Below are 24108 nucleotides of genomic sequence, written 5' to 3' on the forward strand. Positions count from 1 at the left end.
GAATTGATGCTCCCATGAAATACGCCCCGTTTCCTCTCGTCTCGATCTCCGGCAGCCCCTTTGAACGCGGCGTGCAATACGGCCGCGCCGTGCCCGAACGCATCGCCCACAGCGCCCGGCACTATCGCGGCGAACTCGACAAGATCGGCACTCCCCCTGCCACCCAGGCCGCCCTGATCAAGGAGTTCGCCGACCAGATCCAGAAATTCGACCCCGCGCATACCGAAGAGATGCGCGGCATCGCGGAAGGCGCCGGCTGCGCCTTCGACGATGTGGCGCTGATCAACGCCCGCACCGAGGTCATCGCCAAGGCGCGGCTGCAGGCCAAGATGGGCAACCTGGATCCCGCCGAAGGCGAATGCACCGCCGCCCTGGTCATGCCCGGGCGCAGCGCCACGGGCAATCTGATCCATGCCCACAACTGGGATTGGGAGCCTGACGCCTGCGACAGCACCATCGTGCTGCGCGCCACCCTGGAAACCGGCATCACCTTCCTGACGCTGGTGGAGGCTGGCGGCCTGGCGCGGCACGGTTTCAACTCGGCCGGCATCGGCCTGACCGGCAACTATCTCAGCAGCGACCGCGACTACACCCAGTCCGGCGTGCCGCTGAGCAGCGTGCGGCGGGCGGTCCTTAGCCAGCAGCACGTCGCCATCGCCATGCAACTGATCGCCGCCACGCCCAAGGCCTGCTCCAGCAACATGATCGTCAGCCAGGCCGGCTGGGTGATCGACTTCGAATGCGCGCCCGACGAGAGCTTTACGCTGCTGCCGCAGGACGGCCTCTTGACCCACTCCAACCACTTCATGAGCGAAGTGGCGCTGGGTAAGCTGCGCGAGGCCGGCCTGAAGAATGCCGTGGACACGTACTATCGAGCCTGGCGCGTGCGCCAGTTGCTGGACGCCTGCGGCCCCCGGATCACGGTGGCTGACGTGCGGCGCGCCCTGGCCGACGACTGGGCCACGCCCTATTCCGTCTGCCGTCCGCCGCGCGGCACCTTGACGGGTGGGCGCTCGGCCACGGTGGCGACCCTGGTGATGGACACTGCCGGCCACACCATGGATATCGCCGCCATGCCCTCTTTCGGGCAGTTCTTCACCCGCTATGGCCTGACGGGCGAGGCCTATTCCATCGACTGAGTGGGCAGGCAGGACCGAGCCCGCGCTTCGTCCTGCCAATACTCGCGGCAAAAGTCCAGATACGCCCGCACAACGGACGAAGGATGCCGGTGCGAGGGATACAGCAAGTTCAGTTCCTGTTCCGGCAAGGGGTACCCATCGAGCACGCCCACGAGCCGCCCCGCGCGCAGGTCTTCGGCGGCAAGGAACAATGGCAATTCCGTCACGGCCTGGCCGGATAGCGCGCGATGGCGCAAGTGGGCGTAGTCGTTCGTGGACAGGATCGGGCGCGGATGGAACGCCGTTCCCCCCAGATGCCATACCGGCGGTTCGTAGCCTGCGCGCGCCCAGGCCGCGCAGGGCAGCCGGTGCAGGTCTTCCGGCACAGCGGGATAGCCCAGCCGTTCGAGCAAGGAGGGACTGGCGACCAGCCGGTGCCGGTACTGCAGGATTTTCCGCGCAACCATGGACTCATGTTCGATCGCGCCCACGCGCAAGGCCACATCGATGCCGTCGACAATCAAGTCGACGCGCCGCTCCGTCGTGTGGACAAAGAGCCGTATGCCCGGATAACGCTGCTGGAACGCAGCCAGCAGGTCCCACCAGATATCGAACGACGGCGGCAGCGACAGGCGCAGCAGTCCCTCCAGTTGGCGCTGCGCATTGAGCACCGCCTCTTTCGCGTCCATCAAGGCCTCGATGCCGCGGCTGGCGTACTCGTACAGCCTGACGCCGGCATCCGTCAACTTCGTTCCCCTGACTGAACGCTCGAACAGCTGCACGCTGAGTTGCTTCTCGAGTTCGCGGATGCGGCGGCTCAAGGTGGGCAACGGCACACCGGTGCGCGCCGCGGCAGCGGACAAGCTGCCCGCGTGCACCACGGCGACGAACATCTCGACCGCGTTGAGGTCCATTCATTCCTCTCAATTTCGATAGGAAGTTTATCGGTTTTGGCGATTCCGGCAAACCTTCACTATCGGCATAGTGAGGGCGTGTTCCCTCTAACCCGATCACTGGAGATCGCCATGCAAACCGTAGAAACACTATTGAAATCAAGAGTTTCCACCAATAAATATGACTCTGGCCGCACTTTATCAGACCTGGAAATCGATAAGCTCATCCAGCTGGCGACCATGGCCCCCTCTGCCTTCAATGTCCAGAATTGGAAGTTTGTGGCGATACGCAGCGCTGCCGGCAAAGCCAAGCTGCTGCCGCTCGCCTATGGTCAGGCAAAGGTCGCCGACGCCGCCGTCACGTTCATCGTTTGCGGAACGCTCGCCCCCCATGCCACGCTGCCCGCCGCGCTCCAGCCCTCGGTCGAGCGCGGCATTCTGGACGACGCGACCCGCGCGGGCTGGGTCGCCGCCGCGAACAGCATGTACAGCGACAACCCGGCGCTACAGCGCGACGAAGCCATACGCTCGGCATCGCTCGCCGCCATGACGCTGATGCTGGCGGCGCAGGATCGCGGCCTGGCTTCCGGGCCCATGATCGGGTTCGATCCGCAAGGCGTCGCCGCGGCCTTTGGCCTGCAGGCCGACGAGGTGCCGGTCATGCTCGTGACCGTCGGCTACGCCGCTCCCGGCAACTGGCCGCAGAAGCCTCGCAAAGCCATTACCGACGTCCTGTCCTACGCCTGACCCATCCACACACACACCTAATTCTGAACAAGGAAAAGCCATGAAAGCCTATGTCATCGAGCAAGCCGGCGGCCCGGAAACGCTTCAGATCCGCGACATCCCGCCAGTCGCGCCGCAAGCCGGCGAAGTGCGCATCCGCGTGCGCGCCTTCGGTCTGAACCGCGCCGAAACCTACTTGCGCGCCGGCAAGATGGGGCCTATAGACACCCCGCGCGTACCCGGTATCGAGGCGGTCGGCGAAATCGCCGAAGACGCTTCCGGCACCTTCCGCATCGGACAGCGCGTGGCCACGGCCATGGGCGGCCTGCAGTTCACCCGACATGGCAGCTATGCCGAAGAGGTCACCGTGGCGCTGGCCAACGTGATCGACCTGGACGGAACCACGCTATCGTGGGAAGAGCTTGCCGCCCTGCCGCAGGCATACTTGACGGCCTGGGGCGCGCTGGACAAGAGTCTGGCGATCAAGTCCGGACAATCGCTGCTGGTGCGCGGCGCGACCTCGACCGTGGGTCTTGCGGCCGTGTCCTACGCGAAATCCGCCGGCTTGCGGGTGGTGGCGACGACCCGCTCCCCAGGGAACGAAGAGCGTCTGCTGCACGCCGGCGCACACCAGGTCATCGTCGACACTGGCGCCGTGGCCGGGACCGCGCGGCGTAACTTCCCCGATGGCATCGATGCTGCGCTGGAGGTCGTCGGCGCGGCCACCTTACGCGACACCGCCAGCGCTTTGCGGCCATTCGGCGCCGTCGCGGTCGTCGGACTGCTGGGCGGGCCTCCCTTGCTTGAAAAATTCAACCTGATGGCGGACCTGCCCCCTGCCGTGCGGCTCAGCTTTTTTCCGAGCCAATTGTTCGGTACGCCCGCCTTGCCGCTGGACAAGGCGCCGTTGCGCTCGATTGCCGACGACATCGCCCGCAAACGCCTGCCGTCGCTACTGGAGCGCACCTTCGCATTCGACGAGGTGCGGCAGGCTCATGCACTGATCGAAGGCGGCCGCGCACCCGGCAAACTTGTCGTGCGCATGTAATGCCGCAAGCATGCCGGTTCGCGCACGGCGCTCCGGCCTCCCCCCGGCGCGCTGTGTGATGATCTGCACAACGCCCGACCATGGCTGCAAGACGATCTGCCCGTGCGCGACTGCCGTGCACCATGGCCGGCAGGTCCCTGAGCGAGCGGCGGTCCTCAGGCCAGCAAGGCGTCCAGCTCGCGGAAAACTGGCGCCGTCAGCCGCTGCCCTTCCTTCGCCGCGTTGACCTGCAAGGCCACGCGCGCCACGTCCATGACACTTTCTGCTTGCGGATAGTCGCCCTTGGCCTGCAGCCAGGCCAGCACGTCCGCCAGGTGCCAGATCGAGGTGCTGCCCTCGTGGACCGGCAGCGGAAAGCTGTCTGGATAAGCCAGCATGAGCTTGCGCATATTCTGACGCGAGACGCCCACGATCTCGGCCACGTCGGTCAAACCCACCAGATCGGGCGCGGCCTCGATCAGCTTCGCGGATGGCACCGCGCGCCTGACGTCCGCAAGCGCCGAGCGCACCGCGGCTTCCGCGCTTTTGGCTTCTCGGGTGAACTCGAGCGCCAGGCGTCCCGGCAGCCCGGTGCCGACCAGGGCATCGTCGCAACCGGCCGCGCCCAGACGTTCGACCAGCGCATCCATATCGTGATCGGCGTCGGCAAGCTGGTACTTCGAGGTAAAGGTGTATTCCATCGCGCTACTCCCAGATGCCGCCGCCTGCCTCGGGCAGGTCACGGCGCGCAGTACAGTTGTTCACGACGCGCCGCAAGGCGCGCGCATGATTGCCAGGACTCTTTGGCGTGCTCCAGACGCTGGTGATGCAGAATTCGCCGCAGCGGCATTCCGCAACATTGCTGGGGCAATAGATCCGGCCCCAGGCGTGGCTGCCGCCAACTTCCACGCGCCAGCCATTTCCTTCGGCGTGGCGGAGTGCTGCCTCTACCTCTTTCTTGGGATGGGACGGACGAGCCATCATTGGTATCCAGTATGAAGATGTTCAATTCGGTTGTCAATAGACAACCATAAACAGCTTCAGGGATGCCAGTGGCGCGAATAGCGTCCGTTGCGGCCACGACCGCTGGCCCTGAAAGCCGACGTTGCAGCTTATCGAGGGCACTCGCGGTAACCAAGGCGGAATCCGTCTGAAAAACGGACAAAAGGACTGGAATGGCTTGCGGGTTCTACCGCTACGGCCCCTCGCGAGGCCGCGCGTTCACCAGAGGATGATCTGCGAACAACGGAACAGCGACAGCTTGCGGCCGTTTGCGTCGACCACGGTCGCCGACCAGATCTGGGTCGTGCGCCCCATGTGTTCCGCCACCGCTTCGACGGTCAGCACGCCTTCCTTGGCAGTGCCCAGGAAGTTCGATTTCAGCTCCAGCGTGGTGAAGCCCTTTGCGCCTTCCGGCAGGTGCGCCAACGTGGCGTAGCCGGCGCAAGTGTCGGCCAGCATCACCTGGCTGGCGGCATGCAGGTATCCGTTGGGCGCCATCATCCACGGGGCCACGGTCATTTCCATGGACATGCGCCCCTCTTCGATCGACAAGGGCCGTACGCCGAAGGTGTCGGGCAGCGTGCCTTGCTGGCGTTGGAAGAGGCGATCTATGGTTTCACTGGAGCGCAGCATGGCATGTTCCTATGCAGAGGGTTGTCGCGAAGAAGGAAAATACTATCCCAGACGTCGGCGCGCCATCAGCGCCACCAACGCCAGCATCGAGGCCACGGCCAGTACCAGGCCCAGGGTCGTCGCCGGACTGCCGCCCGCCAGGCTGGCCAGCGCCGTCATGCCGCCCGCGCAAGCCATCTGCAGGCCGCCCAGCAAGGAGGACGCCAGTCCTGCCTGGCGGCTGAACGGTCCCAGCGCCATGGCGGTACCCAATGGATTGACCAGCCCCATGCCGAACAGGTACAGCGCCACGGCGGCCGTGAACTGCGGCAGGCCGCTATCCTCGCCGCCCGCCAGCAAGGTCAGCGCGCCGGCCAGCGCCACCGCGCAGCCGGCCCGGGCCACACCGGCCGCGCCAAAGCGGTGGGCCAGGCGCGGCGCCAGCATGCCGGCGGCGAACACCACGAACACCGTGCAGGCGAAGAACAACCCCAGCTGCAGCGCGCTCAGGCCGATGCGCCCCATGAGCATGGCTGGCGTGGCCGCGAAAATGGCGTACAGGCCGCCAATGACCACGCTCACGGCCAACGCCGGGCGAATGAACCGCCGGTCCCGCGCCAGGTCCGCATAACCGCGCAGCACGGCAGCCGGCGTCGCCGCCGCCCGCCGGTCGGCCGGGTGCGTTTCCCCCACCGCCGCCACATAGGCCAGCGCCAGGGCCAGCCCCAGGGCCGCGACCAGCGCGAAGCTGGCGCGCCAGCCCGGCCCATACTCCATCGCGCTGCCCAAGAGCGGCGAGAAGCCCGGCGCGGCGGCCATGGCCACCATCGTCAGCGCCAGGGTGCGCGACAGCGCTTCGCCTTCGAACAGGTCCCGCGCAATCGCCCGCGACAGCACCGCGGCCGCGCATACACCCAGGGCTTGTATCACCCTGCCCGCCACCAGCAGCGGCAGAGTCGGCGCCCAGGCGCAGACCAGGCAGCCGACAATGAACAAGGCCAATCCGCCCAGCACCGGCGCACGCCGCCCCCAGCGGTCCGATACCGGCCCGGCGAGCAACTGCCCGATGGCGAAGGCCAGGAAAAAGCTCGACAGCACCAGGCCCATGTCGCGCGTGTCCACGCCGAGTTCTGACGCCATGCGCGGAAAGGCCGGCAGGATGATGTTGGTGGACAGCGGCCCCAGAGCGGCCAGCCCGGCGAGCACGGCCAACAGGCGGCCGGTCAGCCTGACGGGAGCGGCAGCGTCGCGGCCAAGGGCAAGGGAGGTCGGGTTGTTCATGGTTCGATGAAGTCAGGTTGTCGATCGAGATTCAGGGCCGTTCCAGCACCGTGGCAATGCCCTGCCCGCCGCCTATGCATTGCGTGGCCAGCGCATAGCGCCCCTGGCTGCGAGCCAGCAGCGCCGCAGCCTTGCCGGTGATGCGCGCGCCCGTGGCGCCCAGGGGATGGCCGATGGCCAGCCCGCCGCCGTCGATGTTCACACTGGCCATGTCCAGGCCCAACTCACGGATGCAGGCCAGCGCTTGCGACGAGAAGGCTTCGTTGATCTCCACCACGTCCAGGTCGGCCACCGCAAGTCCCGCACGCGCCAGCGCCTTGCGCGTGGCAGGTATCGGGCCTATGCCCATGACAGCCGGGTCCACGCCCACGGTCGCGAAGCTGCGGATGCGCGCCAGCGCCTCCAGGCCATGGCGCGCCGCAAAGTTGTCGCTGACGACCAGCACCGCCGCCGCGCCGTCGGTCAGCGGCGACGAAGTGCCCGCCGTGACCGCGCCATCGGCGCGGAACGCCGGCTTGAGCCCCGCCAAAGCCTCCAGCGAGGTACCCGGGCGGATGCAGCCGTCAGCATCGACCAGCTCGCCGTCCGGCAAGCGGATAGGCACGATCTCGGCGGCCAACAGTCCTTGCTCGCGCGCCGCGGCGGCCTTGCGGTGGGATTGCAGCGCCAGCAGTTCCTGGTCGGCGCGGCTGACGTTCCAACGCTGCGCCACGTTCTCCGCCGTCTCGCCCATGGAGAGGTAGGCATCGGTCGTCGCCTGCAGCTCGGGATTGGGCGAAAAATTGAAGCCGCCCTGCGGCACCATCGTCATCGACTCCACGCCCACGCAGAGAAAAGCCTCGCCCATGCCCGCCTCGATCTGCGCCGCCGCGATGTGCACCGCCTGCATCGACGAACCGCAGAAGCGGTTCACGGTCATGCCGCCCACCTCCTGCGGCAGGCCGGCAAGCAGGCCGACGATGCGCGCCAGGTTGTTGCCTTGGGCGGCCTCCGGATAGGCGCAGCCGAGGATCACGTCCTCCAGCAGCGCGGGATCCAGATCCGTGCGCAGCAGCAGGCCCTGCACCACCTGCGCGGCCAATGTATCGGGCCGCACGTCGGCCAGCCGGCCCTTGCGGGCAAAGTGGAAAGGCGAGCGCGCGAAGGCGGCAATCACTGCTTTCATGGTTTCAGCCCCAAGGAATGGTCAGACCGCGGCCGCGTAGCGCTGCGCAACGGTATTGCTGGACAGGTGTCCCGCCATGGTCAGGCGCGCGGCTTCGAAGGCGTCCCATTCCTCGCTAGCATGCAGCGAGGGGATAGTGACCTTCTCGCCGCGCGCGAAGCCCAGCAAGGCGGCATCGACCAGATCTTCGGCGCGCATCACGATGCGCTGGTCCAGCGTTTCCACCGGCAGGCCCCCGATGGCCCAGAAGTCCGTGGCCGTGGCGCCGGGCAGCACCGCCTGAACCTGCACGCCGGTCCCGGCCAGCTCGTGCTGCAGCGACTGGCTGAACGCCAGCACGAAAGCCTTGCTGCCGCCATAGACGCCGTTCAGGACCTCGGGCGCAAGGGCCACGATGGAAGCGATATTGATGATGGCGCCCCGGCCGCGCGCCACGAAGCCCGGGACGGCCGCGTAGGTCAGCCGCATCGGCGCGGTGACGTTCAGCTCCACCATGCGCGTCATCTGCTCCACATCGCTTTGCAGCAGCGGCGTATGCGTGCCGATGCCCGCGTTGTTCACCAGCAGGGTGATGCTGGCGTCCTGGCGCAGCTGTGCTTCCACCCGCGCCAGCGAAGCGCGGTCGCCCAGGTCCGCGGGCAGCACCTCCACGGCGCGGCCGGTGCGCGTGCTGATGTCGCTGGCCAGGGCGTTCAGGCGCTCCCGGTTGCGGGCGGCCAGTATCAGGTCATAGCCCTGCTGCGCGAGTTTGTGCGCGTATAGCGCGCCGATGCCGCTGGAAGCGCCCGTGACGAGAGCGGTGCCGGGTTGGGTTTGTGTCATGGTGAGACTCCTGGGAAGGTCATTGCGATGGGATCCATGTTGGGGCTTGCCGGGAATGGCGTAAATGACGTATATAGTCATTAATAAGGACATTCGCAGGACATAAATCCGCAAGGACGCCCCATGCACCGCATCGGTTACATACTTCCCGAAGGCTTCCAGATCATTGGCCTGGGCACGCAGGCCGTGTTCGAGCTCGCCAATGTGATGGCGCGCGAACCCTTCTATGCCCTGGACAGCTATGCCCTGGACGGCGCGGTGCGCGCTTCGGCGGGCCTGACGGTGCAGGCCCGTCCGCTCACCGCCCGTAGCCAGGCCGACACCTGGCTGGTGACCGGCGTGCTGTCTCCCCTTTCCAGGCCCGTGGCGCCCGAACTCCCCCGGCTGCTCGAAAAACTCGCGCCCCGCTCGCGCCGCGTCGCCGGCCTATGCACTGGCGCATTCCTGCTGGCCGACGCCGGCCTGCTGGACGGGCGGCGCGCCACCACGCACTGGCATTGGGCCGACGCCTTGCAGCAGCGCCACCCGCGCGTGCAGGTCGAGGCCGACCGCATCTATATCGCCGACGGGCCGGCTTGGACCTCCGCCGGCATGACGGCGGAAATGGACCTGGCGCTGGCGCTGGTGGAAAAGGACCTGGGCGCCGATGTCGCACGCTCGGTGGCGCACCGCCTGGTCATGCACCAGCGCCGTTCGGGCGGCCAATCGCAGCACTCGGAAATGCTCAGGCTTGCGCCCAAATCCGACCGCATCCAGCAAGCGCTGGAGCATGCCCGCCGCAACCTCGCCCAGCCCCTGAGCGTGGAGGATCTGGCCCAGGCCGCCAGCCTGAGCCCGCGCCAGTTCAGCCGCGTGTTCACGGCCGAAACTGGCCAGTCGCCCGCCAAGGCCATCGAGGGACTGCGGCTGGAGGCCGCGCGCCTCATGATAGAAAGCAGCCGCCACCCGCTGGAAGTGGTGGCCAGGGAGACCGGTTTCCGCGACCGGCGCCACCTGCGCGAGGCTTTCCTGCGCGGCTTCGGCATGCCGCCCCAGGCCCTGCGGCGCGACGCGCGTACCAGCCCGCCCGCCTCCTGAGCCGGCGCCAATCAGGCGGCCGCCGCCTGCCTGCCGTCCAGTACAATCCGCGTTTGGCGACGTTGTGCTCGCCCGTTTTGTCTGGATCCCTGCATGTTGCGACTGTCTGAAATCAAGCTGCCGTTGAATCACACGCCCGAGGAATTGCCTGCCGCGATTCTCAAGAAACTAGGCGTTCCGGCCAGCGACCTGCGCGCCCACACCGTGGCCTCCCGCAGCTACGACGCGCGCAAGAAGCACAATATCCTGCTGATCTACACGCTGGATATCGACGTCGAAAACGAGGCGGCGCTGCTCCAGCGTTTTCACGACGACCGCAACGTCAAGCCCACGCCCGACACCGAATACAAGTTCGTCGCCCAGGCGCCTGCCAGCCTGGACAAGCGCCCCATCGTCATCGGCACCGGGCCCTGTGGCCTGTTCGCGGGGCTGGTCCTGGCGCAGATGGGTTTCAAGCCCATCATCCTGGAACGCGGCAAGGCCGTGCGCGAACGCACCAAGGACACCTGGGGCCTGTGGCGCAAGCGGGTACTGAACCCGGAGTCGAACGTGCAGTTCGGCGAAGGCGGCGCCGGCACTTTCTCCGACGGCAAGCTGTACAGCCAGATCAAGGACCCCAAGCATTACGGCGAAAAAGTACTCAAGGAATTCGTGCTGGCCGGCGCGCCGGAAGAAATCCTTTACGTGAGCAAGCCGCACATCGGCACGTTCCGCCTGGTCGGCATGGTCGAAGTCATGCGCGACACCATCACCAAGCTGGGCGGCGAGGTCCGCTTTTCCAGCAAGGTCGAAACCGTGCAGCGGGAAAACGGCCGGATCACCGGCGTAACCCTGGCCGGCGGCGAACATATCGAGGCCGACCACGTCGTGCTGGCCATCGGCCACAGCGCGCGCGACACTTTCCAGATGCTGCATGACCAGGGCGTGTTCATGGAAGCCAAGCCGTTCTCCATCGGCTTCCGCATCGAGCATCCGCAATCGCTGATCGACCGCGCCCGCTTTGGCCCCAACGCCGGCCATCCGATCCTGGGCGCGGCGGATTACAAGCTGGTGCACCACGCCAACAACGGACGCTCGGTGTACAGCTTCTGTATGTGCCCGGGAGGCACCGTGGTGGCCGCCACCTCCGAACCCAACCGCGTGGTCACCAATGGCATGAGCCAGTACTCGCGCAACGAACGCAACGCCAACGCGGGCATCGTGGTCGGCATCTCGCCCGAAGTCGATTATCCCGAGCATGTGCTGGCGGGCGTGGACTTCCAGCGCCAATGGGAATCCCAGGCGTTCGAACTGGGCGGCCGCGACTACAGCGCGCCTGGTCAGTTGGTCGGCGATTTCATCGCGGGCAAGGCCTCGACCGAATTCGGCTCCGTGCAGCCGTCTTACACGCCGGGCGTGCATCTCACCGACCTGGCGACCGCCTTGCCCGAATACGCCATCACTGCCATCCGCGAGGCGCTGCCGGTCTTCGACAAGACCATCAAGGGTTTCGGCATGCACGACGCCGTGCTCACGGGTGTCGAAACCCGCACTTCCTCGCCGATCCGCATCAAGCGCGACAACGAAACCCTGCAGAGCATCAACACCGAGGGCCTGTTCCCGGCGGGCGAAGGCGCGGGCTACGCTGGCGGCATCCTGTCGGCGGGCGTGGATGGCATCAAGATCGCCGAGGCGGTGGCCATGAGCATCATGAGCCGGCAAGGGTAATCAGACGCGCTTGCGGTGCCCGGGTTCCTGCATGGCAGAGCCTTGCAGCCCGGGCCGGCATTCCTAGCCCCTGCCTTGCGGTTTGACGCCCGGCGTCGGCGCCCTGCCCGCCCGCATCTCGGTGGTCGTCACTCCCCCGAAGCCCCAGTTGTCCGTATCGATTTCCTCGATCACGACATGCGTCCACTCCGGCGGCTTGTGCAGCACGCGTTCTAGCGTCTCGGTGACTTCGCGGATGACCTGCGCCTTTTGCTCGGCGGTAACGCCATCGCGGGTAATGCGGATACTGACGAACGGCATGACTTTCTCCTGGTTGAAGTGCCTGTGCCCGTCGCCACGCCGGAGGTCGTTCTCAATCCAGCTTGGGATCAGGAAACGGCAGCTTATCCTGGGAAACGCTGGGCTGCACTTTCCACTTTCCGTCCTGCTTGTAGAAATCCATCTGGTTCTCGCTGACCGCGGCCCCAAGGGTCACCGCGACCGTGCAGGCGACCTGGCCCGGATACGTGGCCTCCACCGCCGGGATGCAGGTGCCCAGTTTGACCTTGGACGGCCGCGACATGCCCGAGCCCGCCAGCATGTCGACGATCGCATCCGTCGCTTCGGGAATGGAAGGCAGGACCAGGTCCTGGGCCCGGACCATGCCGCCCGCCCCCAGCAATGCAACCATCGACGCCACGGAAATCAAGGGCTTGAACATGCGCCAGCTCCATCAGAATTGAGACCGGCGCAGCTTAAAGGAAGCGGCCTCGCACCACCGTAACAGAGCGATACGCAACTATTCCTAAGGCAGCATCTGAGGGTTGTAGACCACTTCCCACAAATGTCCGTCCGGATCCATGAAGTAGCCCGCGTAGCCTCCATAAATAGCCTGTGCGAAGCAATCCACGCCCGCCGGCCACAGCGCGGGGCGGGAAGCAAAGCCTCAGTAGTCCCTCGCCTCGTCGAACCAGCGCTGCGTCTGCGCATCGCTTACGCCCAGCCGTTCGACCTGAGCAAGCTGGCTGAACTGCCACACCGCCTCGCCTATGTCTTCGCGCTCCGCGGTCTCGATGCCCTTCATGCCGTTGAAGTGGCTGGCGAAGGCGGAGATTGCGGCTTGCACCTCGGCGGCATTGCTTGCGCTTTCCAGCGCCGACCGGGCCGTGTCGTAGGCGGTATTCGCCGATTTCGCCATGCGGCTGTTCCAGCCCGAGAAAGGCCGGCCGTATTCGCTTTGCCACCACTCCCGCTTGCGCAGTTGGGAGACGGAGTTGTAACCGCCCCATGCGCGGACCTTCTCCCGCGCCTTCATCTGCGCCTTCAAGCGCTTGCCCGCGGCTTCGTCGACGTTGTAGGCGATGAACCTATCCAGCGCGGGCCAACTGGCCAGTTCCGGCAAGCCGTCCAGATCGGGCGTGAACCGGATCTCCAGACTCGTCAGGCGCGGCAGGCGGGCAAGCGCCTCCCAGCCGCTGAAGCCGCCCCAGAGCGACAGACTCTCCAACGCCGGAAAGCGATCGATTCCCTGCAGCGAAATGGGCTGCCCCAGCGGCGCGCCGTGCAGCGCCAGCGCGCGCACTTCCTGCAGCGGGCCGAGGTCGGGCAAGGCGTAAGGCTCCGCGCCAGTCCGGCGCCCCAGTGCCGGCCGCAGCAACAACATGTCGGGCAGTTCGCCCGCCACGGCAACGCGCGTCAGGTCGCCAAACAGTTCCAGGTCACGGACCTGAGGCAACCTGGCTTCAAGATGCCCCGACACCTGGTCCAGCCGGATGCGCAGCGTCTCGATTCTTGCTGCGCCTGCGTCGATGACGCGCCTGCCTGAGTATGCCGGCGCCCAGCTGAACTGCTCGATTTCACGATCCTGCGACCAACCGAAGAAACCGCTGTCGCTGCCGTAATAATCGATATGCCGCGGCCACGGCGAGCCGGCAGGCGTGGAGAACGGTTCAAATGCAGCCCAGTTGATGGCCTCGTCGCCAGCCACGTGCAGATCAGCCTTCTTGCCCATGCTGGCCGGGCCGATGATCAGATTGCCGCGCCCTGCTTCGCGTGCGAAGACATGGCTGCCCGCCGCGGTCAGGCTCACCTGATAATGCCCTGCCTCGCTCACCGAGCCTGCGGGCTCGCCGGACACGTCTATGGGTACGGACACACTACTCTCCTTTTGCTTGGCGGAATCCACTGATGACAATCCCGCCGATTCATTGACGCCTACGCAGGCTCGCCGTCCACGCGGAAGAACAGTGCAGTCTGCCCCTTCAGGCCGCCATCCAGGAATTCGAACTCGACGCGCCTGCCCGGTTCGACTACGTCGCCCAGGTATTCGACCCGATACATCACGCCGCCGATACGGTAGTTGTGGACCAACGAGACGATCGAGGAGTTGGGGCTGCGCAACCGATAGACCACGGCCTCTTCGACCACTCCCCGCACACCATGTTTGTATAGCCCCCGCTGCAGTTTGCGACTGCGCATGCCGAACAGCATCCCCAGGATCGCAAAGATCGCCGCTACGAACAGCAGTGGGGGCAAAAACAGCCCTCCCACCAGCGGCACAAGGGCAAAGATCAGCATGAACTTGCGCGCGTCCAACTCTTCCCTGCGCACGGCCGCACGGTCGGCATCGCTGATTTCCTCGACAGCGACCAGCGACTCCGCGCTCATGGGGTACTCCGCCCGCAACAGCACGGCAGGCGCGTCTGGCTGCAGGGTCAGCAGGTGCAGGCGCACGGGCAGATCCGTCAAGCCCACGGCCGTCACCGGCCCGTGCCCGCTACGGGTGTCGCTGGCGATCTCGTTCCAGAACGGCAAGGCTGCCTCCACGCGCTGCTCGCCGAATCCGTAGCACACGCCCGGCGTCGAGCCGCCCGGACCGAATGAGGTCAGCCGGCCTGAAACGATCTGCTTGGCCAGCCGTCCCTTGAGCGCCCGGTCGAGGCTGCGCCAGCCTCGCGGCATGCGCAGCAGCTTGCGCCCGAAAAACACCGCCAGCGCTCCCATCACGGTGATGGCCGCCAGCAATATCGCGCCCACGCCGAAGTCCAGCGTGCGCCACTCGGACAGGCCAAGCGCGATAAAGGTCAACACGGCAAGCGCCAGCAGCAGCACCACGAAGACGCCGAACCCGGCCATCAGCAGTCTCCCGCGACTGCATTTGCGCAGCAGCAGGATGTCGTCGTCAGTAAGCGGGGCGTCCTCGACTTGCAGGGTCTGGTTCATGCGCTGATCGCTGCCTCCCTTGCTCAATAGGTTCCGATGGGAACCTCGATCTTCAGCGGCGCGTCGCCATTGGCTGGGCGCAGGCTATACGTGTAAACGCCGCCATCATCGTCGGCAAGCGCCGTATCCTTGCGCTCCACGGCATAGCGCCGACCATCGATCTCCAGCGTACGGGCGGCGACGGCATCGGCATGGTCGGGCACCAGCAATCCGCCCACCCCGTCGCCTGCATCGGCGAACTCGTAATCGCGCAACTCCCCATCGGCCCGCAGCAACTGCACGCGCGGCCGGTAAGGCGCCGCGTCCAGGTTCCAACCATTGGTCAAATCGGTGATCCAGGAGCCAGGAATGTCGTAGACGCTACTCAACTGCTCCTCGGAAACTTCCGGCCCCTCCACGACCAGGCAGCACACCACCTTCCCCGCGCGGGAGTCGTAGACCGCCCAATTGCTGCCGATGGCCGCCACGCCGGGCAGCATCGAGAAATGGAATTGGCGGTTGAACTGGCTATCCGACACCTGGCGCCAGCCGCCGATATTGGCGGGTTGCGCCGGCGATTGCGCCTGGCTGGCCATCGCCATCAGGACGCCTGCGGCCAGGGCGCCTGCTCGGAACAGTAAACGGATCATCTCGGTGCCTGTCTTGGGCTCATGGGGATCATGGGACTGGGGCCCAGCGTCGGCATAGTACCAGCGCCAGCCCCGCGGTCGTGGCCTCCGGGAACGAGCTGTTCAGCACTACAGCCACCGGTCCGCTGGCTGCGCGAAATCTTGGCTACTATCGACGCATGACCCTACTCGTCCCTCCCTCCATCGTCCCGCAGATCGCGCAAGCCAGAAGCCTGATCGAACGGCATCTCGGCGCTGAACTTGTCGCCATCCATCTGTTCGGCTCCGCCGTGGACGGCGGGCTGCAACCCCACAGCGATATCGACCTGCTCGTCAGCGTGGCCCAGCCGCCCGGCGAAACCGCGCTCCGCGCCCTGGCCATGGCCTTGCTGGCCGTATCCGCCCCGCCGGGCTCCTCGCCCAGTTTGCGCGCGCTGGAAGTCACCGTGCTGGCGCGTGCACACCTCGTGCCCTGGCGCCACCCGGCCAGGCGCGAACTCCAGTTCGGAGAATGGTTGCGCGCCGAACTGGAGGCAGGCGTCGTGGAGCCGCCCATGATGGACCCCGACCTGGCCATCCTGCTCACCAAGGCCCGCGGCCACAGCATCCCCATCATGGGCCCGCAGGCCGACCAGATTTTCGAGGCCGTGCCCCAGGAGGATCTGAGGCGGGCGCTGCTCGACACCGTTGCGCAGTGGAACGCGCCCGAAGACTGGGCCGGCGATGAAAAACACATCATCCTCGCGCTGGCCCGCATCTGGTACACGGCCGTATCCGGCGGCATCGCCTCCAAGGAACTGGCGGCGACGTGGTTGCTGGAAAGGCTGGAACCGCCCTATCGGGCCGTCCTCGGCAAGGCACGGGCGATCTATCTGGGGCAAGAGGAAGACAATCTGGCGCAACGGCATCAGGCCGAAACAGCGGCGTTCATCGTCCACGCGCGCGGCGCGATTGAACGGACTTGTGCCGCTTCACGATAGTTGAAGATCGAAAGGGTCCGCATGCTCCCGCAGCTCAGGCATGCGCCGGCTTTCTATTGGCCCGTCTTCAGCGAACGAGGCAAGGCGCAGATGCCGGCGTTGACAGCCGCAACCAGGCGCTCAAGCGGGATCGGCTAGCACACCCCCTCCGCGTTGCGGACACCGCACAATGTCCACGTCCACGGAGGGCCTCAAGACGACGTGGCAGGCAGCAACGGCCAACTCCTCGAACACAGACGGGAGCCATGGATCGATGCTGCCATCGAGAACGTCGAGATAGCCACCTTCCGCATACGAGGACACGGTCCGGCGCAGCGCGTCCATCATCCCCGTGTTTTGCGCATGAGGTTCCGGCAGATACGACGCGATGGCACCGTCCAACCGCGCCACACCACACGAAGCGCGCCCGTGCCATGCGCCGACGTCGATACGGCGGCACGCTGAACGACGGCGATTCTCATTCGTCTATTTAGGAAGAGCGCTTTGTACGCCGGGCCTGCCCGGTTTTCTCCTTCACTGGACGCAGCCTCCATTGCCCGGAGCACGCCGAATGCGCGCGCGCCGTTGTAGTCGACGGCGGCCGCTCAGGCAGCTTGAGGCTCCCTCAAAGGCCAGCCTGGAACCAGGCGCGCCCGATACTCTGAAGACATCATGAAAGACCAAAAAAACACATCACGCACAGTCTTTACGCTACGCCCGCAACACGCATTGACGCTATTGGGTCTGGTCGCCGCCGCGCCGGTGCTTGCACAGCAGACTGCAGGGGAAACCATCAGCACATTACCCAGCGTCACCGTCAGCGGCACGGCCGATACCGGCACTGGTCCGGTGCAGGGCTACGTGGCAGAAGACACCACATCGGGCAGCAAGACCGACACGCCGTTGCGCGAGATTCCGCAATCCGTCTCGGTGGTAGGCGCGGAGGAAATGCGCGATCGCGGCGTGCAAAGCGTGTCGCAGGCGATTCAGTATGTGCCGGGCGTGCAGGTCACCAACTTCGGCGGCGCCGAAGTGCGCAACGACTGGATCGTGCTGCGCGGCTTCGACGCCAAGATCACCGGGGACTACCGCGATGGCCTGAACCAACTGCCGTATGACCAGATCCGGGCGCGCACCGACCCTTACGCGCTCGAGCGCGTCGAGGTGATCCGTGGCCCCTCCTCGGTGCTGTACGGGCAGGTGGCGCCCGGCGGCCTGGTCAATCGCATCACCAAGCGCCCGACGCTGGATCCTTTCGGCGAGATCGTGCTGCAAGCCGGCAATTTCGACCGGCGCCAGGCCGCGTTCGATATCGGCGGCCCGATAGATGAAGACCGCAAATACCTGTACCGCCTGACCGGCGTCCTGCGCGATGCCGGCACCCAGGTGGAATATGACGGCGACCACCGCTACCCGGATGACCTCGGATACATTGCGCCGGCCTTCACCTGGCGCCCGAATTCGGATACCTCGTTCACACTGCTGACCCACTACCAGCACGACGAGACCGATGGCGAATCGCGCCCGGTCTTCCCGACCCACGTCCCCGTGGGCGACTATGGTTTCAACCGGTACGACCGCAAGCAATATGCGATCGGCTATGTATTCGAGCACCGCTTCAACGACAGCATCATGCTGCGCCAGAACGCCCGCTACCAGCACGGCAAGCTTGACCAGCGCGACCTCTACAGCCTGGGGCTGCGGCCCGACGGCCACACATTGCGCCGCTACGCGCTGGTATCCAAGGAAAGCGCCGACGGCGTGGTCGTGGACACGCAAGGAGAGTTCCGCTTCAATGCCGGCCGCGCCGCCCATACGCTGCTCGTGGGCTTCGACTATCGCTTCCAGGATGGCCAGCAATGGTATCGGCAAGGCCTCGCCCCCGATCTGGACCTGGACAATCCGGTCTACGACCAGAATATTCCGTATCCCGGCGCCGCCAATACCATCATCGACCAGAAGGACGTCAACCGGCAGTATGGCCTGTACCTGCAGGACCAGATCAAGATCGATCGCGTGGTGGTGACGGCCGGTCTGCGCCACGATTGGGCCAGGTCCGACAGCCGCAACCGCATGACCAGCACGACAACCCGCCAGAACGATACCGCTCTGACGGGTCGCCTGGGGCTGGCCTACCTGTTCGATTCCGGCGTCACGCCTTATGTCAGCTATTCGACCTCTTTCAACCCGCAATCGGGCGTGTCGATGGACTCAACCCCGTTCAAGCCGACCAAAGGCGAGCAATACGAGTTCGGAATCAAGTACCAGCCTCCGGGTTCCAGGAGCATGGTGGCCGCGTCGTTCTTCGACCTGACGCAACGCAACGCGCTCACCCCCGACCCCCGCAATACCAACTTCAGCGTCCAGACCGGCGAGATCCGCTCGCGCGGAATCGAACTCGAAGGCAAGGCCAACCTGACCCGCAGCCTGGACGTGCTGGCCTCGTACACTCTCAACGATGTCACCGTGACCCAGAGCAACAACCCGCTCGAAAAGGACAACACGCCCATCGTGACGCCGCGGCACATGGCCTCGGCCTGGGTCAACTACACCTTGTCCGACACCGCGCTGCGCGGATTGGGCATGGGCGTCGGCGTGCGCTATATCGGCAAGACCTATGTCAACGTCGCCAACACCATGGAGAACGGCTCATCGTTCATGGTCGACGCCGGTCTGCATTACCAGCTCGACAAATGGCGTTTCGCGCTCGACGCCACCAACCTCTTCAACCGCGAGACCATCGTGTGCCGCAACAACCAGACCAACTGCCGGTACGGCCTGGAGCGGACCTTCATCGCCAGCGTGGCGTACCGCTGGTAGACGGCCAGGTGGATCCCGGTCTGGCCGGGCTCATGGAACTGGCCGCCGTCAGCGGCGGCCAGCTCATACGCGGGGCGGGCCGGCACCGCCCCCGCTCCGCTACGACGCCGCCCCGTCAATCCGGCTGCAGGCATTCGTGGCAGGAACTCAGCGCCAGATGGGCGTCGCGGATCATGAAATTGACCAACGCTGTGGAGACCCCCAGCTCACGCGCCACGTCACGCTGCGTGCAGCCTTCGAACCGGTGTAGTTCGAAGGCACGACGGGTACGTGCCGACATCTGCGTCAGCGCGACGCTCGCCATCCTGAGCGCCTGGCCGCTCACCGCGGCATCTTCGGCCACCGAAGCCGACACCGCGTGGCGACCGGCTTCCTCGTCCGCGAAAAGCCGTTGCTCCAACGCACGGCGCCGATGGCAATCGATCGCCAGATGCCGCACGGTCTGGTACAGGTAGGCCGCCGGCTCGCACACGCCTTGCGGCACCGCGCCTTCGAGCAGCTTGACATAGGCATCCTGCACCACGTCCTCAGCCAGTTCCTGCGAATCCAGAATACGCAGCGCCGCGCGCACCAGCTGGCGCCGGTTCGCCACATACAGTGCGGTCAGCTTTTCCATCGTCGGCGCAGTGCCCGTAACCATGTGTACCTCCTCGAGCGCCAGGCGCCCAGGTCATAGTCCGACACCGCCCCGTGATGGAGCGGCATCAATATCGGTAAGTGACTGTGGCGAATACCGTGCGGTCCACGCCATAGCGGCAATTGCTGCGATCTCCCCGACAGACCACGGTCTGCCGGTTGAACACATTGCTGGCATCCAGCGACAGGCGCCACGCGCCTGCGTCGTACGCGAGCGCGGCGTCCACAAGGGTGGCGGCGTGGTTCTTCATCGTATTGGCGGCGTCCACGTAGGTAGAGCCGATATGGCGCACTCCAACGCCCGCGCTCCATCCCGCCCACCATCCATCAAGCGAATGGTTCAGCCAGAGGGACGCCATCTGGCGCGGCGTCACGATAGGCATCCTTCCCGCCGTGCCGTCGTCGGCCTGCAGATTCTTCACATCGTTGAAGGTGTAGGCGGCCAGCGCATCCCAGCCTCGCGCCAGATTGACCTTGGCCTCGAATTCGACGCCGCGCGCGCGCACGCGGCCGGTCGTGACGCTGAAGCCAGGATGCGCCGGATCGGGATCGGCGCTCAGCACGTTGCGCTGCCGCAGGTCGAACAAGGCCAGCGTGTACAGGCTTTGCGATTGCGGCGGCTGGAACTTCACGCCCACTTCGAACTGCTCGGCGCGGGACGGATCGAATGGCTTGCCGTCGTAGGAGGCGCCCGCCTGCGGCACGAACGAGGTCGCATACCCCACGTAGGGTGCGAGACCCGCCCCCGCCGCATACGACGCACCCGCCCGCCATGTGTAGACATCGCCGCTGCCACGCGTGCGAGTCTCGGCAAGCCGGTTATCGGTCACGTCGCGATAGCCGTCCCGCCGCAGGCCAAGCAGTACGGTCCAGTCCCCCGCCTGCATCAGGTCCTGGAGATAGAGTCCCCACTGCTCGCTGACCTGCCGCACCTTGATGATCGACCGCGCGCCGGGCGGCAGCGCGATGTCCTGCCCATAGCGCGGGTCCAGCAGGTCCAGACTGGGCGCGGCCGCCTGCTGATAATGCTGACGGCCCGACAAGCGCCTGACATCCAGCCCGGCCAGCACCGTATGGCGCAGCCCGCCCCCTTCGAGGTCGCCTTCGATCTGGCTGTCCAACGCCAGCCCTTCGGCGCGCTCCCGTGCCTGGAGTTGCGCGCGCGCCAGCGTACGGCCGTCGCTGGCGAGCGCTCCGGCGTATAGATTGCGCAGCAGCATGTCACCGCGCTGGTAGCGCGCATTCTGGCGTATCCGCCAACGGGCGTTGAGGCGATGCTCGAGCTGGTATCCCAGACTGAAGAAATCGCGGTCGTTGCGGTCGTAGCCGTAGTCGCCCACCAACACCCGCGTAGGGTAGTAGGCGCGCGATTCGCCGTCGTTGCGATCATGCTGGTAGTGCATCAGCAAGGTGAACGAGGTGTCCGCGTCGCGCCAGCCAAAGGCAGGAGCCACGTAGGCGAGGTTGTCCCGGTAACGATGGCCGCTGTCGTACTTGTCCTGCGTACCTGATTCCCTGGCTGTCGCGGTCAGACGGAAGCGGGCCTGTCGGCCCTCGTTGAAAGGGCCGCCCAGGTCCAGGTAGGCCTGTTTGTGCTCGAATGACCCGAACTGCAGCGCCGCTTCGCGCAACGGCGTCTCGGCAGGACGTTTGGTGACGCGGTTGACGATACCGCCCGGAGCGGTCTGTCCATACAGCGCCGACACCGGCCCGCGCACGACCTCGATCTGTTCCAGCGCATAGGCCGGCACCCGCGCCCGGATCTGGTCGTAGGGCATCTGGCTCAGGCCGTCGCGATAATCCCCGGTCAGCTTGGCATCGAAGCCGCGCAGCACGACCCAGTCGTTGCGGACCTCGGTACCGCCGTAGTTGTCGATCTGCACGCCCGGCGTGTATTGCAGCGCCTGCGTGACCGAACGGACCCCTCGCGCCTGCATCTCGGCGGAAGTCACCACCGACACCGACTGCGGCACCGAGACCAGAGGCGCCAGCGTCTTGGTGGCGGCGCGATCCTCGAGCTGCGTGAAGCTCCGGACCGTGCCCTCGACCTGTGTGACCGGCAGGATCGACACCGCGGGCATCCAGATCCGACGGACGCGGAAACTTCCCGGCAGGTCTTCGTAGACTTCCAGGCCGTGGCCGCTCAATACCGCCTCGAAGGCAACCGCAGGCGCGTAGGTGCCATCCAGGCCGTTGCTGCTCAGGTCGCGCGTGACAGCGGGATCGAAATAGACCAGCACGCGCGCCTGGCTGGCAATCTGCTGGAGCACCTGGGTCAGCGGCCCCGGCGCAACGTGAAAGCTGCGCGTGGCGGCCGCCTGCTGGTCGGACTGCGCCCCGGCCAACGGCATGGCCATGAGCGCGCCCAGGAGCATCATCCGCGCGCACAGCTGCCGCCCCGCCATGGCGTGGGGCGCGCGTACGCGACGTCGATCGGCTGCTCCGATAACCATGGATTCCAGTTGTTTCCCGTGCAATTGAGTCCTCTTGATTGAAAGGACACGCCAAAGCCGGAAACCGGAAAGTTATCGACGAAAAAATTCTCCCGGGATCCGGGAAAATGGAGAAGTTGAGCTGTTACCGAGCCGAAACGCGCACCCAATAAGGGCTACGCCGGGTCACCGTGACAGGCAGCAGGCGGGCCACCGCCTGTAGCGCCCTGTCGGTGTCGTTCAAGGGAAACAATCCAGAGATCCGCAACTTCGCCGCCGGCGCATCACAGGAAATCAACCCGTGCCGGTAGCGGCTCAGTTCGGCCAGGAACCGGTCCAGCGGCATGTCATCGGCCGCCAGTTCGGCATTGATCCACGCCGTGTCGGCCAGCGCCACCGGACGGACGGGCTCGATACTGCTGGCGCCGTAGCGGGTGGCCTGTCCCGGTTGCAACAGCAGCCGGCTGCCGCCCGCCGCCGGCTCGATCTCCACGTGCCCTTCGAGCAGCGCCACGCGGGTCTGCTCGCCATCCAGGCGCACCATGAAGCGCGTTCCCAGCGCGCGCACGCCTCCAGCGGGCGTGTCGACGCGGAACGGCATGCCGGCATAGCCGGCCGCATGCCCGGTGCGGATCTGGATTTCGCCACGGCGCAGGCGCAGGCGGCGCGTCCGTCCGTCATACCGCACGTCGATCGCACTGTCGGTATTGAGCAGGACCTCGGTGCCATCGTCCAGCATGACCGTGCGCTGCTCCCCTACTCCCGCCACGTAGTCGGGCGAGATCCGTACCCAGCGCTTGCGGTCGGCCGTCCAGACCAGGCCGCCGGTACAGGTGACCAGCCCCAGCATGGCGATGAGCGCGCGGCGGCCCTTGCGGCGGTCGCCCGTCAGCGCCTGATAGGCGGGACTGCCCCCCAGTTCGCGCATCCGGCCGTCGGCGCGCATCAAATGCACCCAGGCCCGCTCATGATCGGGATCGGCCTGGCGCCAGCGTTCCCAGGCCTGCCTGTCTTGCGCGGTCTCGGCGCCGCTCGTCAACAGCACGTACCAGCGCGACGCCTGCTCGGCCACGTGTGGCGCTAGCGGCAGTCCCCCAGCGTAGGCAACGGGCGTAGCGCTCGCCCGCTTCACGCAAGACCGTCCTGGGCGAAGAAGCAGGTCTGGACCGCGCGCACCATGTAGTTGCTCACGGTGCGGGTCGTCACCCCCAGCCGCGCCGCAATATCCTCATGCCTGAGCCCCTCGAGCTGCGCCAGCAGGAACGCCTCGCGCACCTTCGCGGGCAAGGTATCGAGCGCGCGATCGATGGCCAGCAGGGTTTCAATGACGATGTGGCGCGACTCAGGGCTGGGTTCGACGCGCTCGGGCAAATTGGCCAAGGCATCGAGATAGGCGCGTTCGATGATTTCGCGCCGATGGTGGTTGGACAGCAGCCGGCGGGCAATGGTGGCAAGAAAGGCACGCGGCTCGGCCAACGGCGGGATTTCCTTGGCGGCCAGCACCCGCATGAACGTATCGTGTGCCAGGTCGGCGGCGCAGTCGGCGTTCGCGGTGCGATAGCGCAGCCAGCGCGCGAGCCACGAATGGTGCTCGGCATACAGTACCGCTGTGCGCTCTCGTAACCCCGCTACGCCGGACATGGACGTCTCCCGCAATGTTGACTCGGACAATAATCGGTAATGATAACCATTATCTATTTAGCGGACCAGAACTACATCCGAGTTGCATCCTTGCCGGCATCAGGGATGTGGCCGCAGCGCCGTGCGCCAGCCCAGGCGGGCAGCACAAGGCTGGATCCTTGGCCTCCGCCTTCTCCGTGGTCAGAACCTTGAGTGAGCCAAAGCACTGGAGCTGTACCGTGCATCGGGCTTTGACATATATACGTACGACCGTATATATTTAAGGCAAGCCGGAACTCAACTGCGGGTCGGTGCGGAAACCGCCGACAACAGACGGGAACAAGACCACCGGAGCCGCCCCGCTACCAGCCCGGCGCTTCGCTACAACCCACACAAGAAATC

At 65.9% G+C, this 24108-nt stretch carries 23 protein-coding genes and 1 pseudogene; 7 read left to right on the forward strand and 17 right to left on the reverse strand.

All coding sequences use genetic code 11. The annotated features are described in order from the left end of the window. Positions 1–14 precede the first annotated feature (14 nt). Positions 15–1139 (forward strand): C45 family peptidase, encoded by a 1125-nt coding sequence (locus tag IPU70_RS00315; protein WP_013394338.1) that lies wholly within the window; start codon positions 15–17, stop codon positions 1137–1139. Here the strand turns inward: IPU70_RS00315 and IPU70_RS00320 are convergent. Then, positions 1124–2032 carry a LysR family transcriptional regulator gene (locus IPU70_RS00320; RefSeq protein ID WP_207464136.1) on the reverse strand — a complete coding sequence of 303 codons (909 nt, stop codon included), beginning with the start codon at positions 2030–2032 and terminating at the stop codon, positions 1124–1126. The genes IPU70_RS00315 and IPU70_RS00320 overlap by 16 nt on opposite strands. A gap of 111 nt (positions 2033–2143) precedes the next feature. On the opposite strand from IPU70_RS00320, the gene IPU70_RS00325 reads away from it, so the two are divergent. Both IPU70_RS00325 and IPU70_RS00330 read left to right on the forward strand, forming a co-directional pair. After that, complete coding sequence (locus tag IPU70_RS00325) at positions 2144–2758, forward strand: nitroreductase family protein (protein ID WP_207464137.1); 615 nt, start codon at positions 2144–2146, stop codon at positions 2756–2758. A 40-nt stretch (positions 2759–2798) separates the two neighbouring features. Continuing rightward, positions 2799–3785: a zinc-binding dehydrogenase gene (locus tag IPU70_RS00330; RefSeq protein WP_207464138.1), complete on the forward strand. Its 987-nt coding sequence runs from the start codon at positions 2799–2801 to the stop codon at positions 3783–3785. A 155-nt stretch (positions 3786–3940) separates the two neighbouring features. On the opposite strand, the gene IPU70_RS00335 is transcribed toward IPU70_RS00330, so the two are convergent. The 6 genes from IPU70_RS00335 to IPU70_RS00360 all read right to left on the reverse strand — a co-directional run bounded on the left by IPU70_RS00335 (position 3941) and on the right by IPU70_RS00360 (position 8646). After that, positions 3941–4465 carry an AlpA family transcriptional regulator gene (locus IPU70_RS00335; protein WP_207464139.1) on the reverse strand — a complete coding sequence of 175 codons (525 nt, stop codon included), beginning with the start codon at positions 4463–4465 and terminating at the stop codon, positions 3941–3943. A 4-nt stretch (positions 4466–4469) separates the two neighbouring features. Further along, entirely contained in the window at positions 4470–4745 is a 276-nt protein-coding gene (locus tag IPU70_RS00340) for a hypothetical protein (RefSeq protein ID WP_207464140.1), read from the reverse strand. A 240-nt stretch (positions 4746–4985) separates the two neighbouring features. Further along, entirely contained in the window at positions 4986–5399 is a 414-nt protein-coding gene (locus tag IPU70_RS00345; RefSeq protein ID WP_207464141.1) for a PaaI family thioesterase, read from the reverse strand. Positions 5400–5441: 42 nt separating this feature from the next. Continuing rightward, a complete protein-coding gene (locus tag IPU70_RS00350; protein WP_207464142.1) occupies positions 5442–6659 on the reverse strand; it encodes a multidrug effflux MFS transporter in 1218 nt (405 codons plus the stop codon). Positions 6660–6690: 31 nt separating this feature from the next. Further along, positions 6691–7824 carry a thiolase family protein gene (locus IPU70_RS00355; protein WP_207464143.1) on the reverse strand — a complete coding sequence of 378 codons (1134 nt, stop codon included), beginning with the start codon at positions 7822–7824 and terminating at the stop codon, positions 6691–6693. A 21-nt stretch (positions 7825–7845) separates the two neighbouring features. Next, the gene (locus IPU70_RS00360; protein WP_207464144.1) at positions 7846–8646 is read right to left on the reverse strand and encodes an SDR family oxidoreductase; all 801 of its coding nucleotides are present in this window, start codon (positions 8644–8646) and stop codon (positions 7846–7848) included. Between the two features lie 123 nt (positions 8647–8769). On the opposite strand from IPU70_RS00360, the gene IPU70_RS00365 reads away from it, so the two are divergent. Further along, positions 8770–9723, forward strand: a complete 954-nt coding sequence (locus tag IPU70_RS00365) for a GlxA family transcriptional regulator (protein WP_207464145.1) — start codon at positions 8770–8772, stop codon at positions 9721–9723. Between the two features lie 93 nt (positions 9724–9816). Then, entirely contained in the window at positions 9817–11430 is a 1614-nt protein-coding gene (locus tag IPU70_RS00370) for an NAD(P)/FAD-dependent oxidoreductase (protein WP_207464146.1), read from the forward strand. A 63-nt stretch (positions 11431–11493) separates the two neighbouring features. Here IPU70_RS00370 and IPU70_RS00375 read toward each other — a convergent pair whose 3' ends face one another. From IPU70_RS00375 to IPU70_RS00395, 6 genes and pseudogenes are all read right to left on the reverse strand, one after another. Beyond that, positions 11494–11730, reverse strand: a complete 237-nt coding sequence (locus IPU70_RS00375; RefSeq protein ID WP_207464147.1) for a 4-oxalocrotonate tautomerase family protein — start codon at positions 11728–11730, stop codon at positions 11494–11496. 52 nt (positions 11731–11782) lie between these two features. Beyond that, positions 11783–12130: a hypothetical protein gene (locus tag IPU70_RS00380; RefSeq protein WP_207464148.1), complete on the reverse strand. Its 348-nt coding sequence runs from the start codon at positions 12128–12130 to the stop codon at positions 11783–11785. Positions 12131–12214: 84 nt separating this feature from the next. After that, positions 12215–12295, reverse strand: a pseudogene (locus IPU70_RS32710) (VOC family protein); the annotation flags it as partial. A gap of 60 nt (positions 12296–12355) precedes the next feature. Next, a complete protein-coding gene (locus IPU70_RS00385) occupies positions 12356–13564 on the reverse strand; it encodes a hypothetical protein (RefSeq protein ID WP_207464149.1) in 1209 nt (402 codons plus the stop codon). A gap of 59 nt (positions 13565–13623) precedes the next feature. Beyond that, on the reverse strand, positions 13624–14631 hold the full coding sequence (locus IPU70_RS00390) for a hypothetical protein (protein WP_207464150.1): 1008 nt from the start codon (positions 14629–14631) through the stop codon (positions 13624–13626). 23 nt (positions 14632–14654) lie between these two features. Then, entirely contained in the window at positions 14655–15260 is a 606-nt protein-coding gene (locus IPU70_RS00395) for a hypothetical protein (protein WP_207464151.1), read from the reverse strand. A gap of 158 nt (positions 15261–15418) precedes the next feature. Here IPU70_RS00395 and IPU70_RS00400 point away from each other — a divergent pair, with 158 nt between their 5' ends. Further along, a complete protein-coding gene (locus IPU70_RS00400) occupies positions 15419–16219 on the forward strand; it encodes an aminoglycoside adenylyltransferase family protein (RefSeq protein WP_207464152.1) in 801 nt (266 codons plus the stop codon). Between the two features lie 651 nt (positions 16220–16870). Beyond that, complete coding sequence (locus IPU70_RS00405) at positions 16871–19018, forward strand: TonB-dependent siderophore receptor (protein WP_207464153.1); 2148 nt, start codon at positions 16871–16873, stop codon at positions 19016–19018. 115 nt (positions 19019–19133) lie between these two features. Here IPU70_RS00405 and IPU70_RS00410 read toward each other — a convergent pair whose 3' ends face one another. The 4 genes from IPU70_RS00410 to IPU70_RS00425 form a co-directional block, all read right to left on the reverse strand. Beyond that, positions 19134–19658, reverse strand: coding sequence for a sigma-70 family RNA polymerase sigma factor (locus tag IPU70_RS00410; protein WP_207464154.1), 525 nt, complete (start codon positions 19656–19658; stop codon positions 19134–19136). 64 nt (positions 19659–19722) lie between these two features. Further along, on the reverse strand, positions 19723–22107 hold the full coding sequence (locus tag IPU70_RS00415) for a TonB-dependent siderophore receptor (protein ID WP_242702239.1): 2385 nt from the start codon (positions 22105–22107) through the stop codon (positions 19723–19725). 124 nt (positions 22108–22231) lie between these two features. Continuing rightward, entirely contained in the window at positions 22232–23218 is a 987-nt protein-coding gene (locus IPU70_RS00420; RefSeq protein ID WP_207464155.1) for a FecR family protein, read from the reverse strand. Next, complete coding sequence (locus IPU70_RS00425; protein ID WP_207464156.1) at positions 23215–23727, reverse strand: sigma-70 family RNA polymerase sigma factor; 513 nt, start codon at positions 23725–23727, stop codon at positions 23215–23217. The genes IPU70_RS00420 and IPU70_RS00425 overlap by 4 nt, the downstream gene beginning before the upstream one ends. Positions 23728–24108: the final 381 nt, after the last annotated feature.

The organism is Achromobacter sp. SD115 (assembly GCF_017355315.1).
Taxonomy (GTDB): Bacteria; Pseudomonadota; Gammaproteobacteria; order Burkholderiales; family Burkholderiaceae_B; genus Achromobacter; species Achromobacter xylosoxidans_B.

Excerpts from the sequence above, each read along its gene's own strand:
- IPU70_RS00425 (WP_207464156.1), bottom strand. The coding sequence starts at position 23,727 with ATGTCCGGCGTAGCGGGGTTACGAGAGCGCACAGCGGTACTGTATGCC.
- IPU70_RS00370 (WP_207464146.1), top strand. The coding sequence starts at position 9,817 with ATGTTGCGACTGTCTGAAATCAAGCTGCCGTTGAATCACACGCCCGAG.
- IPU70_RS00345 (WP_207464141.1), bottom strand. The coding sequence starts at position 5,399 with ATGCTGCGCTCCAGTGAAACCATAGATCGCCTCTTCCAACGCCAGCAA.
- IPU70_RS00360 (WP_207464144.1), bottom strand. The coding sequence starts at position 8,646 with ATGACACAAACCCAACCCGGCACCGCTCTCGTCACGGGCGCTTCCAGC.
- IPU70_RS00330 (WP_207464138.1), top strand. The coding sequence starts at position 2,799 with ATGAAAGCCTATGTCATCGAGCAAGCCGGCGGCCCGGAAACGCTTCAG.
- IPU70_RS00410 (WP_207464154.1), bottom strand. The coding sequence starts at position 19,658 with ATGGTTACGGGCACTGCGCCGACGATGGAAAAGCTGACCGCACTGTAT.
- IPU70_RS00415 (WP_242702239.1), bottom strand. The coding sequence starts at position 22,107 with ATGGTTATCGGAGCAGCCGATCGACGTCGCGTACGCGCGCCCCACGCC.
- IPU70_RS00355 (WP_207464143.1), bottom strand. The coding sequence starts at position 7,824 with ATGAAAGCAGTGATTGCCGCCTTCGCGCGCTCGCCTTTCCACTTTGCC.
- IPU70_RS00315 (WP_013394338.1), top strand. The coding sequence starts at position 15 with ATGAAATACGCCCCGTTTCCTCTCGTCTCGATCTCCGGCAGCCCCTTT.
- IPU70_RS00335 (WP_207464139.1), bottom strand. The coding sequence starts at position 4,465 with ATGGAATACACCTTTACCTCGAAGTACCAGCTTGCCGACGCCGATCAC.
- IPU70_RS00380 (WP_207464148.1), bottom strand. The coding sequence starts at position 12,130 with ATGTTCAAGCCCTTGATTTCCGTGGCGTCGATGGTTGCATTGCTGGGG.
- IPU70_RS00375 (WP_207464147.1), bottom strand. The coding sequence starts at position 11,730 with ATGCCGTTCGTCAGTATCCGCATTACCCGCGATGGCGTTACCGCCGAG.
- IPU70_RS00390 (WP_207464150.1), bottom strand. The coding sequence starts at position 14,631 with ATGAACCAGACCCTGCAAGTCGAGGACGCCCCGCTTACTGACGACGAC.
- IPU70_RS00320 (WP_207464136.1), bottom strand. The coding sequence starts at position 2,032 with ATGGACCTCAACGCGGTCGAGATGTTCGTCGCCGTGGTGCACGCGGGC.
- IPU70_RS00325 (WP_207464137.1), top strand. The coding sequence starts at position 2,144 with ATGCAAACCGTAGAAACACTATTGAAATCAAGAGTTTCCACCAATAAA.
- IPU70_RS00395 (WP_207464151.1), bottom strand. The coding sequence starts at position 15,260 with ATGATCCGTTTACTGTTCCGAGCAGGCGCCCTGGCCGCAGGCGTCCTG.
- IPU70_RS00405 (WP_207464153.1), top strand. The coding sequence starts at position 16,871 with ATGAAAGACCAAAAAAACACATCACGCACAGTCTTTACGCTACGCCCG.
- IPU70_RS00350 (WP_207464142.1), bottom strand. The coding sequence starts at position 6,659 with ATGAACAACCCGACCTCCCTTGCCCTTGGCCGCGACGCTGCCGCTCCC.
- IPU70_RS00400 (WP_207464152.1), top strand. The coding sequence starts at position 15,419 with ATGACCCTACTCGTCCCTCCCTCCATCGTCCCGCAGATCGCGCAAGCC.
- IPU70_RS00365 (WP_207464145.1), top strand. The coding sequence starts at position 8,770 with ATGCACCGCATCGGTTACATACTTCCCGAAGGCTTCCAGATCATTGGC.
- IPU70_RS00340 (WP_207464140.1), bottom strand. The coding sequence starts at position 4,745 with ATGGCTCGTCCGTCCCATCCCAAGAAAGAGGTAGAGGCAGCACTCCGC.